The organism is Brevundimonas sp., from assembly GCF_029946145.1.
Taxonomy (GTDB): Bacteria; Pseudomonadota; Alphaproteobacteria; order Caulobacterales; family Caulobacteraceae; genus Brevundimonas.
In genome coordinates, this window is sequence record NZ_JAQSDY010000032.1 from 83,630 (window position 1) to 99,479 (window position 15,850).

General features: G+C 69.7%; 16 protein-coding genes. 8 read left to right on the forward strand and 8 right to left on the reverse strand.

Going from position 1 to position 15,850, the window contains the following annotated elements; translation table 11 throughout:
* Positions 1-344 precede the first annotated feature (344 nt).
* Both mutL and PSV23_RS17265 read left to right on the forward strand, forming a co-directional pair.
* The gene (gene mutL, locus PSV23_RS17260) at positions 345-2,192 is read left to right on the forward strand and encodes a DNA mismatch repair endonuclease MutL (RefSeq protein ID WP_300471570.1); all 1,848 of its coding nucleotides are present in this window, start codon (positions 345-347) and stop codon (positions 2,190-2,192) included.
* A gap of 136 nt (positions 2,193-2,328) precedes the next feature.
* Entirely contained in the window at positions 2,329-2,850 is a 522-nt protein-coding gene (locus tag PSV23_RS17265) for a cytochrome P460 family protein (protein ID WP_300471572.1), read from the forward strand.
* A gap of 13 nt (positions 2,851-2,863) precedes the next feature.
* Here PSV23_RS17265 and rsmD read toward each other — a convergent pair whose 3' ends face one another.
* Both rsmD and PSV23_RS17275 read right to left on the reverse strand, forming a co-directional pair.
* Positions 2,864-3,439, reverse strand: coding sequence for a 16S rRNA (guanine(966)-N(2))-methyltransferase RsmD (rsmD, locus tag PSV23_RS17270; RefSeq protein ID WP_300471574.1), 576 nt, complete (start codon positions 3,437-3,439; stop codon positions 2,864-2,866).
* Positions 3,440-3,442: 3 nt separating this feature from the next.
* Positions 3,443-4,903 carry a pseudouridine synthase gene (locus PSV23_RS17275; RefSeq protein ID WP_300471576.1) on the reverse strand — a complete coding sequence of 487 codons (1,461 nt, stop codon included), beginning with the start codon at positions 4,901-4,903 and terminating at the stop codon, positions 3,443-3,445.
* Between PSV23_RS17275 and tadA the strand changes: the two genes are divergently transcribed.
* Complete coding sequence (gene tadA, locus PSV23_RS17280) at positions 4,892-5,377, forward strand: tRNA adenosine(34) deaminase TadA (RefSeq protein ID WP_300471578.1); 486 nt, start codon at positions 4,892-4,894, stop codon at positions 5,375-5,377. The genes PSV23_RS17275 and tadA overlap by 12 nt on opposite strands.
* Positions 5,378-5,418: 41 nt before the next feature.
* The gene (locus PSV23_RS17285) at positions 5,419-5,820 is read left to right on the forward strand and encodes an MliC family protein (protein ID WP_300471581.1); all 402 of its coding nucleotides are present in this window, start codon (positions 5,419-5,421) and stop codon (positions 5,818-5,820) included.
* 4 nt (positions 5,821-5,824) lie between these two features.
* On the opposite strand, the gene PSV23_RS17290 is transcribed toward PSV23_RS17285, so the two are convergent.
* The 4 genes from PSV23_RS17290 to PSV23_RS17305 are packed head-to-tail and all read right to left on the reverse strand — an operon-like array spanning position 5,825 to position 8,551.
* Positions 5,825-6,283, reverse strand: coding sequence for a GNAT family N-acetyltransferase (locus PSV23_RS17290; RefSeq protein WP_300471583.1), 459 nt, complete (start codon positions 6,281-6,283; stop codon positions 5,825-5,827).
* Positions 6,283-6,891, reverse strand: coding sequence for a GNAT family protein (locus tag PSV23_RS17295; protein WP_300471603.1), 609 nt, complete (start codon positions 6,889-6,891; stop codon positions 6,283-6,285). Before PSV23_RS17295 ends, PSV23_RS17290 begins: the two co-directional genes overlap by 1 nt.
* Positions 6,892-6,893: 2 nt before the next feature.
* Positions 6,894-8,000: a 3-dehydroquinate synthase gene (gene aroB / locus PSV23_RS17300; protein ID WP_300471585.1), complete on the reverse strand. Its 1,107-nt coding sequence runs from the start codon at positions 7,998-8,000 to the stop codon at positions 6,894-6,896.
* A complete protein-coding gene (locus PSV23_RS17305; RefSeq protein WP_300471587.1) occupies positions 7,997-8,551 on the reverse strand; it encodes a shikimate kinase in 555 nt (184 codons plus the stop codon). Before PSV23_RS17305 ends, aroB begins: the two co-directional genes overlap by 4 nt.
* A 104-nt stretch (positions 8,552-8,655) precedes the next feature.
* Between PSV23_RS17305 and PSV23_RS17310 the strand changes: the two genes are divergently transcribed.
* The 4 genes from PSV23_RS17310 to PSV23_RS17325 all read left to right on the forward strand — a co-directional run bounded on the left by PSV23_RS17310 (position 8,656) and on the right by PSV23_RS17325 (position 11,721).
* Positions 8,656-9,555 (forward strand): site-specific tyrosine recombinase XerD, encoded by a 900-nt coding sequence (locus PSV23_RS17310; RefSeq protein ID WP_300471589.1) that lies wholly within the window; start codon positions 8,656-8,658, stop codon positions 9,553-9,555.
* Positions 9,556-9,638: 83 nt separating this feature from the next.
* Positions 9,639-10,589 carry an acetyl-CoA carboxylase carboxyltransferase subunit alpha gene (locus PSV23_RS17315; protein ID WP_300471591.1) on the forward strand — a complete coding sequence of 317 codons (951 nt, stop codon included), beginning with the start codon at positions 9,639-9,641 and terminating at the stop codon, positions 10,587-10,589.
* A gap of 82 nt (positions 10,590-10,671) precedes the next feature.
* The gene (locus PSV23_RS17320; RefSeq protein WP_300471593.1) at positions 10,672-11,247 is read left to right on the forward strand and encodes a response regulator; all 576 of its coding nucleotides are present in this window, start codon (positions 10,672-10,674) and stop codon (positions 11,245-11,247) included.
* Positions 11,248-11,721 (forward strand): chemotaxis protein CheE, encoded by a 474-nt coding sequence (locus PSV23_RS17325; protein ID WP_300471595.1) that lies wholly within the window; start codon positions 11,248-11,250, stop codon positions 11,719-11,721.
* 4 nt (positions 11,722-11,725) lie between these two features.
* Here PSV23_RS17325 and PSV23_RS17330 read toward each other — a convergent pair whose 3' ends face one another.
* The gene (locus PSV23_RS17330) at positions 11,726-13,612 is read right to left on the reverse strand and encodes an ABC transporter ATP-binding protein/permease (protein ID WP_300471605.1); all 1,887 of its coding nucleotides are present in this window, start codon (positions 13,610-13,612) and stop codon (positions 11,726-11,728) included.
* Positions 13,613-14,392: 780 nt separating this feature from the next.
* Positions 14,393-15,601, reverse strand: coding sequence for an acyl-CoA dehydrogenase family protein (locus tag PSV23_RS17335; protein WP_300471597.1), 1,209 nt, complete (start codon positions 15,599-15,601; stop codon positions 14,393-14,395).
* Positions 15,602-15,850 lie beyond the last annotated feature (249 nt).

The following is a 15,850-nucleotide window of genomic DNA, read 5'->3' on the forward strand; positions in this document are numbered from 1 at the left end:
GGGATACTCGTCCGGTCCGGGGACCGTGTCGCAAGCACGGCCCGCCCGCCGGAGGCGCTGCGGTAAGGCGATAAAACCGCCACCCGACGCAAGCTTCCGACCAATCTCCGCGCGGAGCGTCTGTCTTTCGTCGAAACGGTATTCAACCTTCTTTTCCGGGCGAAGGCCCGGCGCTCCGCACGCCTCCCGCTCGACCTGTCGCGCCTTCGCGGCAGGGCGAGACCGCATGACCTCGTCATCCCCGGACAACGAGCCCGCATGGGCGAGGCCGATCCGGGGACGGCGCGAGGCGATCGCCCCTGCCCTTCTTGCCGGCCCCGGAAAGGGCCATACTCGCGAATCCCATGCTCATCCGCCGCCTCCCCCCCGAGACCGTCAACCGCATCGCCGCCGGCGAGGTGGTCGAACGCCCGGCCAGCGCCATCAAGGAGCTGGTCGAGAACGCGCTCGACGCCGGGGCCACCCGCATCGAGATCCAGGCCGACGGCGGCGGCCTGACGCGCATCCTGATCGCCGACGACGGGCATGGCATGGCGGCCGACCAGCTGGCCCTCGCCGTCGAGCGCCACGCCACCTCCAAGCTCGAGCCCGATGACGCTGGCGACGTCGACCTGCTGCGCATCTCGACCCTCGGCTTCCGCGGCGAGGCCCTGCCCTCGATCGGCTCCGTCGCTCGCCTGACCATCACCAGCCGACCCCGCGACGGCGGCGATGCTCACGCCATCACGGTCGAGGGCGGCGACCAGCGCCCCGTCGCCCCCGCCGGCTTCCCCGGCCCCCACGGCGCCCGGGTCGAGGTCCGCGACCTGTTCTACGCTACCCCGGCCCGCCTCAAATTCATGAAATCCGAGCGGTCCGAGGCCATGGCCATCTCGGAAGAGATCAAGCGTCAGGCCATGGCCCACGAGGGCGTCGCCTTCACCCTCGACCTCGACGGCAAGACCACCCTGCGCCTGCCCGCCGAACACCCCGGCGACGCCGGGCGGCTGAAGCGGCTGGCCGCCCTGCTCGGTCGCGACTTCGAGGCCAACGCCCTGCTGATCGACCAGTCGCGCGACAACGTCCGCCTCACCGGCTACGCGGGCCTGCCCACCTACAGCCGCGGCAACGCCGGCCACCAGTATCTGTTCGTCAACGGCCGCCCCGTGAAGGACCGGCTGCTGCAGGGCGCCCTGCGCGGGGCCTACGCCGACTTCCTCGCCCGCGACCGCCATCCGGCGGCGGTGCTGTTCCTCGAGATCGACCCGCTCTACGTCGACGTCAACGTCCACCCGGCCAAGGCCGAGGTGCGGTTCCGCGATCCAGCGCTCGTACGTGGCCTGATCGTCGGCGCCCTGCGCCACGCCCTGGCCGGCGCCGGACACCGCGCCTCGACCACCGTCGCCGCCGACGCCTTGGCCGGGTTCCGACCCCACGCCGGCGCCGCCTTCAGCCCCTCTGCCCCCTCGGCCCGGGGCTGGAGCGGCTGGCAGGGCTGGGCCGCCCCGGCCAGCGCCACGGCGCAGGTCATTCCCGGCCTGAGCGAACGCTCGGCGCGCGTCGAAGCGTCGCCGACCTTGGATGGTCAATCATTGATTCATCATGAATCCGGCGCCGGCGCCGACCCACTCGACTTCCCTTTGGGAGCGGCACGCGCCCAGCTGCACGGAACCTATATCGTCGCCCAGACGCGCGACGGCCTCGTCGTCGTCGACCAGCACGCCGCCCACGAGCGCCTGGTCTACGAGCGGATGAAGGTTCAGATGGCGCGCGGGTCGGTGACCCGTCAGGCCCTGCTGACCCCCGAGGTGGTGGAGCTCGATCCGGCCGAGGCCGAGCGCGTCTCGGCCCGCGTCGACGAGCTCGCCGAACTCGGCCTCATCGTCGAGCCGTTCGGCGTCGGGGCGGTGCTGGTGCGCGAGACCCCCGCCCTGCTGGGCGACACCGACGTCCAGGGCCTGATCCGCGACATCGCCGACGACCTGGCGGAGCACGGCGCCGCCCTGGCCCTCAGCGAGCGGCTGGGCGCGGTCTGCGGGACCATGGCCTGCCACGGCTCGGTGCGGGCCGGGCGCATCCTGTCGGGGCCCGAGATGAACGCCCTGCTGCGCGAGATGGAGGTCACGCCCCACTCGGGCCAGTGCAACCACGGCCGCCCGACCTATGTCGAGCTCAAGCTGGCGGACCTCGAAAAGCTGTTCGGCCGGCGCTAGGCGCGCCTCCACCCCATCGGCATTCATCGGCTGACCTCGGCCCGGCTCCGTTGTCCGGCCCCGGCGCCCCCCGGCAGGATCGCTCCGCTGCAACCCCGTGGCGCGAGGTCGATGAACAATGAGAAAATCCGAATCGATGACGAGAATCCTGACGTTCGTGGTCATCACCTGTTCGCTGGCGTTCCTGGCCCTGGGCATCATGGCGATGGCCCCGACGAGAGCCGCGCCTGCCGCCGCCGCCGAGGTCGATTTCCCCACGGGGTACCGCCGCTGGACCCAGGTCAGGACCCAGGTGGTCGGACCCGCAAGCCGATTTTTCGACAATTTCGGCGGCATCTACACGATCTATGCCAACGACCTGGCGATGCAGGGCTACGAAACCGGGGTCTATCCCGATGGATCGATACTCGTTCAGGACACGCGGGAAGGCCCGATGACGGACCTGGGTGTCAGCGCTGGAGCCCAGAAGCGGGTGGACGTCATGATCAGGGATCACGCCGCCTTCCCCACGACCGACGGCTGGGGCTACGCCACTTTCATGGGCCCGGGTAACCGGACCGTCCGGCGCTTCGCCCAGACCGAGGCCGCCACGCGGTGCCACGCCTGCCACACCCGCAGTCGGGCCAAGGACTTCGTATTCTCCCGCTACGAGGAATAGGCGTTCCGGGAGATCATTTCGCGGGTGGCGGGACCCTGAGGAAAAGGATGCGCGCGGCTCCATAGTCCCGCGCGTCCAGCCACTCATAGCCGGGCGTGTCGATCTCGGGTTCGTCGGAGCCGCGTTCGAAAACAACCACCGCTCCGGGCTTCAGCCAGCCGCCTTCCAGCAGCCGGGCCAGAGTCTGTTCGCCCATCCCCTTGCGATAGGGCGGATCGAGGAAGGCCAGGTCGAAGGCCTCGCCGTCAGAGCCAGGGCGAATGCCCAGATCGGTCGCGCTGCGCCGGTGTACGCGGGTGCGGCCCATCAGGCGCCAGGCGTCCGCATTCTCGCGAATGGCGCCCCGGGCGTCCTCGTCGGTCTCGACGAACAGGGCGAAGGCCGCGCCGCGGCTGATGGCCTCGAAGCCGAGGGCCCCCGAGCCGGCGTACAGGTCCATCACCCGCATCCCCTCCAGCGGCTCGGCCCAGGCGGCGTGTTCCAGCACGTTGAAGATCGCCTGACGCGCGCGATCGGAGGTCGGGCGCGTGCCCTCCCCCTCCGGCGCGGTAATGGAACGCCCCTTCAGACTGCCTGCGACGATCCGCACGGATCAACCCCTGGAGCGGGGACCGCGCGGGCTGCCGCGCCCGCCGGCGGGGCCTGCGCCGGGACGCGAACCGCCGGGTTTCGAGAATCCGCCGGGCCGATCACCGGTCTTGCCCGCAAAGGGCGGCTTGGCGCCCGGCTTGCGGTCGAACGGGCGTTTCTCACCCGACTTCTCGTCGCTGCGCGCCGTCGGACGGGCGCCTGTGCGGGCGTCGCCGCGGGGACGATCGATGAACTGATCCTCACGGGGCTTGAAGACGCGCTTGGGCCGTTCGCCCGCGGCTTCTGCGCCCTCGGGCCGGGCGCGCGGGGTGAAGGATTTTTTCGGATGCTCGAACCGCTGAGCCGTCTTGGCCCAGCCCGCCTTTTTCGGCGGACGTGCGGCGCGTTCGGTGGCGGCGTCAGCGGCCGCCCCGGCCGCGCGGGTGCGGCTGGGCTTGCGCGAGGGATCCGACATGGCCGAACCCGAGGCGCCCTTGACGATCGGGGCCGAGGTGCGACGGCCGGGGATCGGCGCCGGGGTGGCGACCGTATTGCCTTGGGGCAGGTTCTCGGGGCGGATGTGTTCGGCCAGCATCTCGCGGATCACGCGGGGACCCACCTCCTCGACCGAACCGGTCGGCAGGGTGCCCAGCTGGAAGGGTCCGTAAGCCAGGCGGATCAACCGGTTCACGGTCAGGCCGAGGTGTTCGAGAACCTTGCGGACCTCGCGATTCTTGCCCTCGGTGATCGAGACGCTGATCCACAGGTTGGCGGGGGCGTTCCCCTCGCTCTCCTTGGCCTTGTCCAGCGTCGCCTCGATCGGGCCGTAGCGGATGCCGTCGACGGTGACGCCGTCCTTGAGCGAATCCAGCTGCAGCTGGCTGACCCGGCCGCGGGCCCGGGCCCGATACTGGCGCACCAGCTCGGTCGTCGGCAGTTCGAGAGCACGACTCAGCTCGCCGTCATTGGTCAGCAGCAGCAAGCCCTCGGTATTCAGGTCCAGACGTCCGACCGAAATCACGCGCGGCAAGCCGCTGGGCAGGGCGTCGAACACCGTCGGACGGCCCTGCGGGTCATTGTGCGATGTCATCAGGCCTGCGGGCTTGTTGTAGCGCCAGACGCGGGTGGCCTGGGCCGAGCCAATCGGCTTGCCGTCGACGGTGATGACGTCGTCACGCGTCACCAGAACGGCGGGCGTGTCGAGGATCTTGCCGTTGACGGCCACCTTGCCCAGACCGATCAGCCGCTCGACCTCCCGGCGCGAGGCGATGCCGGCGCGGGCCATGGCCTTGGCGATGCGTTCGCTGCGCTTGGGAGCCTCGTCAGCCTTGGGACCGGGTTTGCCGTCCTTGGAGAAGGGCTTGCCGCCGGGCTTGGGCGGACCCTTTCCGGGGCCCTTGGCGAAGGATTTGCGGGGGCCGTCGCGGCTGTCGTCTTGACGCGGGCGCGGCTTCTTGTCGTTGTCTCGGGGATGGCTGGCCATGATGAGCGGTTCATGCACATGGCCTTGGCGTGTGCGCAAGCGGCGGCGGACGCGGGAGAGACTCCCGTGGGCTGCGTGATCGTCGATGAAACCACTGGCGAAGTGGTCGCCGAGGGCCGAAACAGCCCGATAGGCGCACACGATCCGACGGCCCACGCCGAGATCGCGGCGATGCGGGCGGCCGGGGCGAAGCTGGGAAATTATCGTCTGACGGGCCTGACCCTCTATGTGACGCTGGAACCCTGCGCCATGTGCGCCGGGGCCATCAGCCACGCGCGTATCGGCCGGGTCGTCTGGGGCGCCGACGACCCCAAGGGCGGCGCGGTGGCGCATGGCCCCCGCTTCTTCGAACAGCCGACCTGTCACTGGAAACCCGCCATCAAGGGCGGGGTGCTGGCATCCGAGGGTGGCGACCTCTTACGGAGTTTTTTCCGCGCCCGGCGCAAAGGAACGGCAGCGCCCGACGTACGTTAGTCCGCCCGTGGGGCCACGGCTCCGCTTGTTCGAAAGTCTGCATGAAGCTCCTGGTCCTCGCCACCGCCTGTATCGCCCTGGCCGCCTGCGGTCAGAAGCCGAAGGATGCGCCGACCGACGGGGATTCAGTGCGCGAGCGGGCGCAGGAGGCCCAGACAGCGCGCCGCCGCACGGGCGCCGAAGCGCAGGACCGAGCCCTGAACCGCGTCATTCGGACCGTCTATCTCTGCAACAACAGCGAGCGCCTGTCGGTCGATTTCGACAATCCTCGCCAGATGGCGACGGTCCGCAACTCCAGCGGCGAGGCGGTCGATCTGTTCCAGGAGCGGGCCGAGGACGGCATCTGGTATCGCGCGTCCGGCTACGAACTGCGCGGCAGGGGCGTGATGGCGACCTGGACGTCGGAAGGCCGCGACCCCACTGACTGCCGGGCGGTCGACTGACGGCTCAGAGCCGCTTGGAATAAATCAGAAATTCCGAACGTTTCGCTACAGCGTCGTACAGAAGCATGGCTGTACGATTGGTCTCGTGAGTTTGCCAGTACACGCGGCCCGCCCCGGCCGCCTTCGCGTCCTCGTACACCCGTTCAATCAGCGCCCGGCCGACGCCCTTGCCCCGCGCCGCGTCGGCGGTGAACAGGTCCTGCATGTAGCAGGTCGGGCCAATCGCGGTGGTGCTGCGATGATACAGATAGTGGGCCAGACCCAGCAGCTCATCTCCGTGCTGGGCGACCAGGGCCTGCACAGGCTCGGCGGGATCCATGAAACGGGCCCAGGTCGTTTGCGTGACTTCCCCGGGCAGCGCGGAGACGCCCGTCCGACCGTAGAAGGCATTGTAGCCCTCCCATAGGGGCAGCCAGCGAACGTGGTCTCCGGCTTCAAGCGGGCGAATGATCAGACCGCCCATCACGAGCGCACCACGTCAAATGCCGCCAGCCGGGTATCCAGCCGCTCCCGCACGTCGGGCCAGTCCTCGTCCAGGATAGCGAACTGGGCGGTGTCGCGGATGCGGCCCTTCCAGGTGATCTTGTGCTTGCGCAGCAGGCCCTCGTCGCGCGCGCCCAGCTTGCGGATGGCGGCCTGGCTGGCGGGGTTGACGGCGTCGGTGATGATCTCCACCCGCACGGCGCCCGCGTCGAAGGCGTGGCCCAGCAGCAGGCGCTTGCAGGACGGATTGACGGGACCGCCCCGCGCATCCGGCCGGTAGAATGTCGAGCCGATCTCGCAACGCCGGTAGTCCGGCTTGATCTCATAGAGGCTGGTCGTACCGATGACAGCGCCGTCGGAGGCGCGGCGGACGGCCCAGGCGATCCGGGTCCCCTGCTCCATCGTGGCGAGCGCCGAGCGCCACCAGCCGTCGAAATGCGGACCGTAGGCGGCGCCCACCATGATGTCCCAGGACGGGGCGTCGCAGTCCAGCGCCGCGCGGACTTCGGCCTCCAGGGCCGGCGTAAACGGATCAAGCCGGACGAGCCGGTTTTCGAGCGGAACAACCGCCAGCGTCATGCGGGCCATGCTCACGCGGCGCCCTCTGCCTTCAGGAAAGCGGTCACGACGGGCCGGTCGACGGCCCTGTCGACAAAGGCGTCACCGATGGCGCGGGCGAGGATCAGCGTCAGCCGTCCGCCCTCGGCCTTCTTGTCCCCGGCCATGCGGGCCAGCAGGCGGTCGGCGCTGAAGGCGCCGGCGTGCTCCAGCCGCGTGGGCAGGCCGGCGGCGGCGATGACGGTCTCGACCCGCTCCGCCTCGGCGGCGGCGCACAGGCCCCGGGCGGCGGAGAAGCGGAAGGCCAGGGCACAACCGAGAGCAACCGCCTCACCGTGGGTCAGGGCGTCCTCGTCAAAGCCCAGTTCGGCCTCAATGGCGTGGCCGAAGGTGTGGCCGAGGTTCAGCAGGGCGCGGCGGCCCGCTTCCTTCTCGTCCTCGCCGACGATGGCGCTCTTGATCTCGACCGAATGGACGACCGCGCGGGTCAGGGCGGCAGGATCGCCCTTGGCGCCGACGGCCCCGTCGCCCGCCAGCCAGTCGAAGAAAGCGGTGTCGCAGATCAGGCCGTGCTTCAACACCTCGGCCCAGCCAGAGCGCAGCTGGCGCTCCGGCAAGGTGGCCAGCAGGTCGATGTCGACCACCACCATGCGGGGCTGGTGAAAGGCGCCGACCAGGTTCTTGCCGCGCGGGGTGTCGATGGCCGTCTTGCCGCCGACCGAGGAATCGACCTGGGCCAGCAGCGTCGTCGGCACCTGGACGACGTCGATGCCGCGCATGTAGAGGGCCGCCGCCAGTCCGGCCAGATCGCCCACCACGCCACCGCCCAGGGCGATGATCAGGTCGCGCCGGTCCAGCCCGAAGGCGAGCAACCGGTCGATCACCCGCTCCAGCTCGGCGAACGACTTGGAGTTCTCGCCTGGCGGTATGGTCAGCAGCCGACCCCGAACCCCCGCGGCCTGCAAGGACGCCAGGGCGGCGGGGCCGTGCAGCCCCGCTACCGTCTCGTCGGTGATGATCACGGTGCGGCCCCGGACCAGCGGCGCGACGCGGACGCCCAGTTCGGCCAGCAGGCCGCGACCGATGACCACGTCATAGGGTTCGAAACGCGCGCCGCGGACCGACAGGGTCGTGGTCATGCCGCGGTCTCCGCCCAGTAAGCGTCCAGCGCCCGCACGATCGCTTCAACCGCCTCGGCGTGGGCCCCGGTGGCGACGTCGACCGTGACGTCGGCCAGGCCGTAGAACGGATAGCGGACCTCGGCCATGGCGGTCAGGGCCTGCAGCGGATCCCGGCCACGCAGCAGGGGGCGGGTGTCGCGGCGCTGCACCCGTTCGGCGACGGTCTTCAGGTCGGCGCGCATCCAGACGGTGACGGCCCGCGCCTTGAGCGCGGCGCGGGTGTCCTCGTTCAGGATCGCCCCGCCGCCGGTCGCCAGCACCATGCGTGGGCCCTCAAGGAGCCGCTTCATCACGCGGGCCTCCCCGGCGCGAAACTCGGCCTCTCCCAGGCTGGCGAAGATGTCCGACACGGTCATGCCAGCCGCGGCTTCGATCTCCACATCCCCGTCGGCGAACGGCAGACCGAGGCGTTTGGCCAGACGCCGTCCGACGGTCGATTTGCCCACGCCCATCAGCCCGACCAGGGCTATGGTGCGTTCATGGACGGGAATCGTCAGGGCATGGCTCACGCGCGGCCTCGCGGGCGGCTGGACGACGGACGGGGCGCGGACAGGCACGGCATGACAACCTCATCCTCTACACCAAGCGCCGCCGTCGGGAAGCGCCACGACGCATGAGCACGCCGCAGATCGAAGCCTTTCTGGAGATGATGGCCGTCGAGCGGGACGCCTCGCCCCATACCCTGTCGGCCTATGGCCGCGACCTGGCCGACGCCGAGGGGAGCGTCGATGGCGGGCTGATGCGCGGGGACGAGGCGGGGCTGGAAGCCTGGTACGCCGGGCTCGCGCTACAGGGCCTGTCGCCGGCGACGCAGGCGCGGCGACGGTCGGCCGTGCGACAGTTCTACCGGTTCGCCCTGGGGGAAGGCTGGCGCGCCGACGACCCCTCGCGGCGGCTGGACGCTCCGAAACAGGGCCGCAGTTTGCCGCGGACCCTGTCGGGCGAGGAAATCGGGCGACTGCTGACCGCCGCGTCCGCTCATGACGGCGCCGCGGGCCTGCGAATGGTGGCGCTGGTGGAGCTGGCCTATGCGTCCGGGCTTCGAGTGTCCGAACTGCTGGGCCTGCGGCTGGAGGCGGTGCGCCGCGACCCGGCGTGGCTGATCGTCCGCGGCAAGGGCGGCAAGGAGCGGCTGGCGCCGCTCAACGCGCCGGCGCGGGAGGCGCTCAAGGCCTGGCTGGTCGCACGGGACGCCGCCCGGCCGGAAAAGACGCCGGACAGTCCGTGGTTGTTCCCGTCGTCGGCGGCCAGGGGTCACCTGACCCCCCGCCGCTTCGCCCAACTTCTGGATCAGGCAGCCGTGGACGCGGGGATCGACCCTGCCCGGGTCAGCCCGCATGTCCTGCGCCACGCCTTCGCCACCCATCTGCTGGACGGCGGAGCCGACCTGCGGGTGGTGCAGACCCTGCTGGGCCATGCCGACATCGCCACGACCCAGATCTACACTCACGTCGCCACCGACCGGCTGGCGCAGGTGGTCAAAAGCAAACACCCTCTTGCGCGGGATGACTGAACCGTAGCTTGCTCCCCGGCGTTGACCTGACTAGGTTCCGCCGCCTTCCGATGCGCCACGGGCGCGCCTGTTCCGGACGCCTTATGGCCGTGCACTACCTCGAGTTCGAAAAACCGATCGCCGATCTGGAGGCGAAGATCGAGGAGCTGAATCTGCTCTCCTCGACCTCCGGCTCGTTCGACGCCGAGGTGGAAGGTCTGCGCCAGAAGGCCGAGCAGCTGCGCAAGAAGACCTATGCCAGCCTCGATCCGTGGATGAAGACCCAGGTCGCGCGGCACCCCCAACGGCCGCATTTCGTCGATTACGTCGAGGGCCTGTTCACAGACTTCGTCGAGCTGAAGGGCGACCGTCAGTTCGGGGATGATCAGGCCATCCTGGGCGGCCTCGCCCGCTTCCGGGGCGAGCCCGTCGTGCTGATGGGCCATGAGAAGGGCTATGACACCCAGACGCGGGTGGTCCACAATTTCGGCATGGCCCGGCCCGAGGGCTATCGCAAGGCGGTGCGGCTTATGGATCTGGCCGAACAGTATGGTCTGCCCGTCCTGACATTCGTCGACACGGCCGGCGCCTATCCCGGCCTGGGCGCCGAGGAGCGCGGCCAGGCCGAGGCCATCGCCCGTTCGACCGAACGTTGTCTGACGCTTGGCGTCCCCTCGATCGCGACCATCACCGGCGAGGGCGGCTCGGGCGGGGCCATCGCCATCGCCGCGGCGGGCCGCGTGCTGATGCTGGAGCATTCGATCTATTCGGTGATCTCGCCGGAAGGCGCGGCGGGCATCCTGTGGCGCGACGGCGCCCGCGCCCGCGACGCGGCCATGGCCATGAAGATCACGGCCCCCGACCTGCTCGAGCTCAAGATCGTCGACCGGATCATTCCCGAGCCGATCGGCGGGGCCCATGCCGACCGCGAAGCGGCGATCGCGACGGTGGGCGACGTGCTGGCGGAGGAGCTGAAAGCCCTGTCCGGAATGACCCCCGAGCAGCTGCGCAAGGCGCGCGCGGACCGCTTTTACGCGATCGGTCGCGCAAGCTGACGTTAACCACTCCTTCTACTCTGGCGTGCCATTCGACACGGTGGCGGGCGATTAGTACCGGGTCGCCAGTGGGATGGTCACTATGGGCAGTGTCGGCGAGTCCCTTCGCGAAAGCGCGGTCATCAACCTGACCTCCGCCACGACGATGGTGGTCGATGATTCCCCGTTCGGGCTCGACCTGACGTGTCAGGCCCTCCGGGGCTTCGGCATCCGGACCAGCTACACCTGCCAAAGCGCCGCGGAGGCCATGGAGATCCTGGCCGACCAGCCCATCGACCTTCTGGTTGTGGATTGCGAAATGCCCAGCGTCGACGGTTACGAGCTGGTCCGCTGGCTGCGCCGCTCGGCCCAGACGAACGCCATGGCGCCCGTCATCATGACCGCCGCCCACATGCGCCGCTCCAAGATCGCGGAAGCGCGAGATTGCGGCGCGAACTTCGTGGTCACAAAGCCGTTCAGCGCCTCGACCCTGCTTGAACGAATCGTCTGGGTGGCCCGTGATGTGCGTCCGTTCCTGGAGGTCGGAGACTATTTCGGCCCGGATCGCCGCTTCCGCGAAGGGCCCCCGCCCACAGAGGAACGGCGCGCCGCCGTTATCCGCAAGGCGGCTTTTGATGCAGAACAGGCCTCGCGGGCGGCCGCAAAAGACGACGCATAAATGGCAGTCATTACCCACGCCCGGACCCGGTCCAAACTCTCGAAAATGATCGACTCGCCCGGCGGCGTCAGTGTCGGCGTGGCCCTGGCCCAGGCTCGCGCCAACATCGAATCGAAACGGGCCGAGGCGATGGCGGTCGTGGAGGTTCAGATCGCCGCCCTCGAAGCGGTGGTCCCACCCGCCAACCTCGAGGAACAGGGCTTTCGGCTGAACGAGGCCTATCGCGCGGCCAACGCCGTGATCGACGCGGCCAGTCCGTTCGAGCTGCTGGACCTGTGCAACGCCGCCAGCGGCCTGTGCGACCTGATCGACGGCGCTCCGGCCAACCAGACCTTCGACTGGCGCATCGTCACCGTTCATGCCCGCTCGCTGCGCCTGCTGCAGACCCTGCCGGTAGAGGAAGCGGCGGCCCGGGCGACGGTCCTCGACAGCCTGAAGCTGGTGGCGGACCGAAAGCTGCCGCCCAAGGCCTGACACCTCAGGCCGGGGAACGGTCGGTCTTCGCGCCGCGGGTCTGTTTGCGCCACAGCGCCGCATATTCCCCGCCCTGACGCGCGACCAGTTCGTGATGCGCGCCGCGTTCGACGATGCGGCCGGCCTTGAGGACCAGGATCTGATCGGCGTCGGCGATGGTCGACAGGCGATGGGCCACGACCAGGGTGGTGCGGCCGGTCCGGGCCCGGCGAAGCGTCTTCTGGATGGCGGCCTCGGTGCGGCTGTCGAGCGCGCTGGTCGCCTCGTCGAGGATCAGGACGCACGGATCGGCCAGCAGGGCGCGGGCGATGCCGACACGCTGGCGTTCGCCGCCGGACAGTTTCAGGCCGCGCTCGCCGACCTTGGTGTCCATGCCATCCGGCAGTTCACGGATGAAGTTCGACAGCTCGGCCGCCTCGGCCGCCGCCCAGATGGCGGCTTCGTCAGCGTCGGGCCGGGCGAAGCCGATGTTGGTGCGGATGGTGTCGTTGAACAGGGCCACGTCCTGCGGGACCAGGGCGACGGCGGCGCGCAGGGATTCCTGCGTCGCCTGTCGCGCGTCCAGACCGTCAATCAGCACCCGCCCTTCCTGGGGATCAAGCAGGCGCAGGGCCAATTTGACGATTGTCGACTTGCCCGAGCCGGAGGGGCCGACCAGCGCCGTCGTGGTGCCAGGGGGCGCGAGGAAGCTGACGTCCTCCAGCCCGTTGGCGCGGGCGTCATGGCGGAAGCCGACGTGTTCGAAGGCCAGGGAGGCGCCCTTGGCGTCCACGGGACGCGGCAGGGGGATGGCGTCGGCGGCGTCGGCGACCTGGGGCGTCTGTCGCGTCACCTTCAGCATCTCCTCCATGTCGATGAAGGATTGGCGGACTTCCCGATAGGCGAAACCGAGGATGTTCAGCGGCGCATAGAGGGAGATCATGATCAGCACCGCGGCCGTAACGTCGCCCGGCCCCATCCGGCCCGCCGCGGCCTCGAAGCCCGCCATCACGGCCATGATCCCGAGGCCGACGTTCATGATCACCGCCTGCATCACGTTCAGCAGGGCCAGGGAGCTGTTCGCCTTCAACGCGGCGCGCGTGTAGTCGCCCAGGGCGTTGTCATAGGTGCGCGCGGCCCGGGCCTCGGCTCCGAATGACTTGACGGTTTCGTAGTTCAACAGGGCGTCGACCGAGACGCCGGCGGCCTCGGTGTCGGCAGCGTTCATCTCGCGGCGGTGCTCCAGCCGCCAGTTGGAGAGGGCGAAGGTCGAGGCGGCGTAGACGGCGACCACGCCCACGGCCACGGCGCCGAAACGCCAGTCGTATTTGCCCGCCAGCACGCCCGCCGCCAGCACCAGCTCGACCCCGGTGGGGACCAGGTTGAAGGCCAGGATGCGCATCAGGAAATCGACCGAGCGCGCGCCCCGGTCCATGGTCCGCGACAACGACCCCGAGCGCTTGGTCTGGTGGAAGTCCAGCGACAGGCTGAGCGCGTGGGCGAAGGTCTCGGTGGCGGCGGTGCGCTGGGCCGCCGAACGGACAGGGGCGAAGACGACGTCGGCGGCGTTGGGGGCTATGGCCGACAGCAGGCGCACGAAGGCCCAGCCGAGGGCGAAGGCGGCGAAGCCCATGCCGAAGGCGACGCCCGCCCCCTGCCCCGCCGCCAGGTGGTTCACCGCGGCGCCCAGCACCAGCGGAGCGAGGACGCCCAGCGCCTTGCCGCCCAAGGTCATGGCGATGGCCGCGATCAGGCGGAGGCGAAGCTGCGGCGCATTGGAGCGGCCAACCAGCCGGACCAGATCGCCCAGCGCCTGCCAGGTCGGGGCCCCGTCCTTCGCGGGCGGAGGCGCCCCGGCCTGCGCCGCCTTCGCCACTGAATCGCCTCGCCGTCCGGACCGTTCACCGCGCATCGCCATGGACGGAGATATGGACCGCGCCGCACGCCGCGCAAAGGGCGCAGGCATCGGGGGGCCGATCGGATCGGGATCAGACGGCACGCGGGAGCCTCCGTGTGGACATGGGTGATCGCCGCTTCCGGAGAAGCGGTTGCGGGAGGCGTGCGGAGCGCCGGGCTTTCGCCCGGAAAAGAGAGTTGAGTAGTACCGTTTCGACGAAAGACAGACGCTCCGCGCGGAGATTGGTCGGAAGCTTGCGTCGGGTGGCGGTTTTATCGCCTTACCGCAGCGCCTCCGGCGGGCGGGCCGTGCTTGCGACACGGTCCCCGGACCGGACGAGTATCCCCCTCGTCCCTGACGTCCGTTTGGTTATCAGACCCCGGGCGTCGCTCGTCCTGCTCCCGGATCAAGTCCGGGATGACGAAGACGAACCGGAACCGGGCCCCCGCTTCTCCACATCCCGCCGCCAAAGATCGCAAGGCCTTTGCGCCTCCCCCGCGACGGGACGGGGAAGAGTCTCGCACGGGCTGTTCCTGCGGCTGCGAAATGACGCTGGTTGGTCGGATTAGGGAAGCGGGGTCAGCGGGTTAGCGATTCAAACCTGTATGGCTGGCGGCGGACTGTGCGCATGAAATCACCGTGCATCCCCGCGGAGGCGGGGACCCAGGCTTTGGCATCACCGCCGGTGTCGGACTTAGGGTCGGTTCATTCAGACAGGGTCGTCGCAGCTCAAACCTGGATCCCCGCCTCCGCGGGGATGCACGGCGGGGGGCCTTCCCGTCGTCACCCCTCGCGCTACCCGCCCCGGCCGCCGTGTTTCGCGTACTCCAGCCGCGCCACGGTGCGGTTGTGGACCTCGTCCGGGCCGTCGGCGATGCGCAGGGTGCGGACCATGGCGTACATCTCGGCCAGCGGCGTGTCGGCCGAGACGCCGGCGCCGCCGAAGGCCTGGATGGCGTCGTCGATGACCTGCAGCGCCATGCGCGGGGCGGCGACCTTGATCTGGGCGATCTCGGACTTGGCGTTTTTCGCGCCCGCCTCGTCCATCATCCAGGCGGCCTTGAGCACCAGCAGGCGGCACATCTCGATATTGGTGCGGGCCTCGCCGACGCGCTGTTCCCAGACCGAGTGCTCGGCCAGCGACTTGCGGAACGCCGTGCGCGAAAGCAGGCGCTGGACCATCAGCTCGAGCGACCGTTCGGCGATGCCGATCACGCGCATGCAGTGATGGATGCGGCCGGGCCCGAGGCGCCCTTGCGCGATCTCGAAGCCGCGGCCCTCGCCGGCGATCAGGTTTTCGACCGGGACGCGGACGTTCTCGAGCACCACCTCGGCGTGGCCGATCGGCAGCTCGTCATAGCCGAACACCGACAGCATCCGCTCGACGCGGAAGCCGGGCGTGTCGACGGGGACGATGATCTGGGACTGCTGGGTGTGGACCGAGGCGTCGGGGTCGGTCTTGCCCATGACGATGGTCATGGCGACGTTGGGATGCGCCATGTTGGTCGACCACCATTTGCGGCCGTTGATGACATAGTGGTCGCCGTCGCGGACGATGCGGGTCTGGATGTTGGTGGCGTCCGAGGAGGCGACCTCGGGCTCGGTCATCAGGAAGGCCGAGCGGATCTCGCCGGCCATCAGGGGCTCGAGCCATTTCGCCTGCTGGGCCTCGTTCCCGTACATATGGAGCACTTCCATATTGCCGGTGTCGGGGGCGTTGCAGTTGAACACCTCGGCCGACCACAGGTGGCGGCCCATCAGCTCGGCCAGGGGCGCGTATTCGAGGTTGGTCAGGCCGGCGCCGTGGTCGCCGGGCAGGAACATGTTCCACAGCCCGGCTTCGCGCGCCTTCGCCTTCATCTCTTCCATGGCAGGGGGCTGTCGGGTGTGATCCTCGCGGACCTGGGCCCGGTACTCTTCCTCGCGCGGCAGGACGTGGTCGTCGAGGAAGCGCTTCACCCGCTCCTGCCAGTGAAGGGCCTTGTCGCTGTGCCGGAATTCCATGGGAGGACCTGTCGGTTTCTCCCTCCCCCTCCGGGGGAGGGTGGTCGCGAAGCGACCGGGTGGGAGGGGCCGGGCGAGACGGACGCTGGCGTTTGTTTGCCGAGCCCTCCCCACCCCGTCGGCGCCGCGCGCCGACGACCCGCCCCCCGCGGGGGGGGGGGCTGGTGGGGGGGGGGGGGTGGTGGGCGGGGCGGGGGCGGACGACAGCTCGGGGATCGACATCGACGGGCTCGGCGAACTGCTGAACAG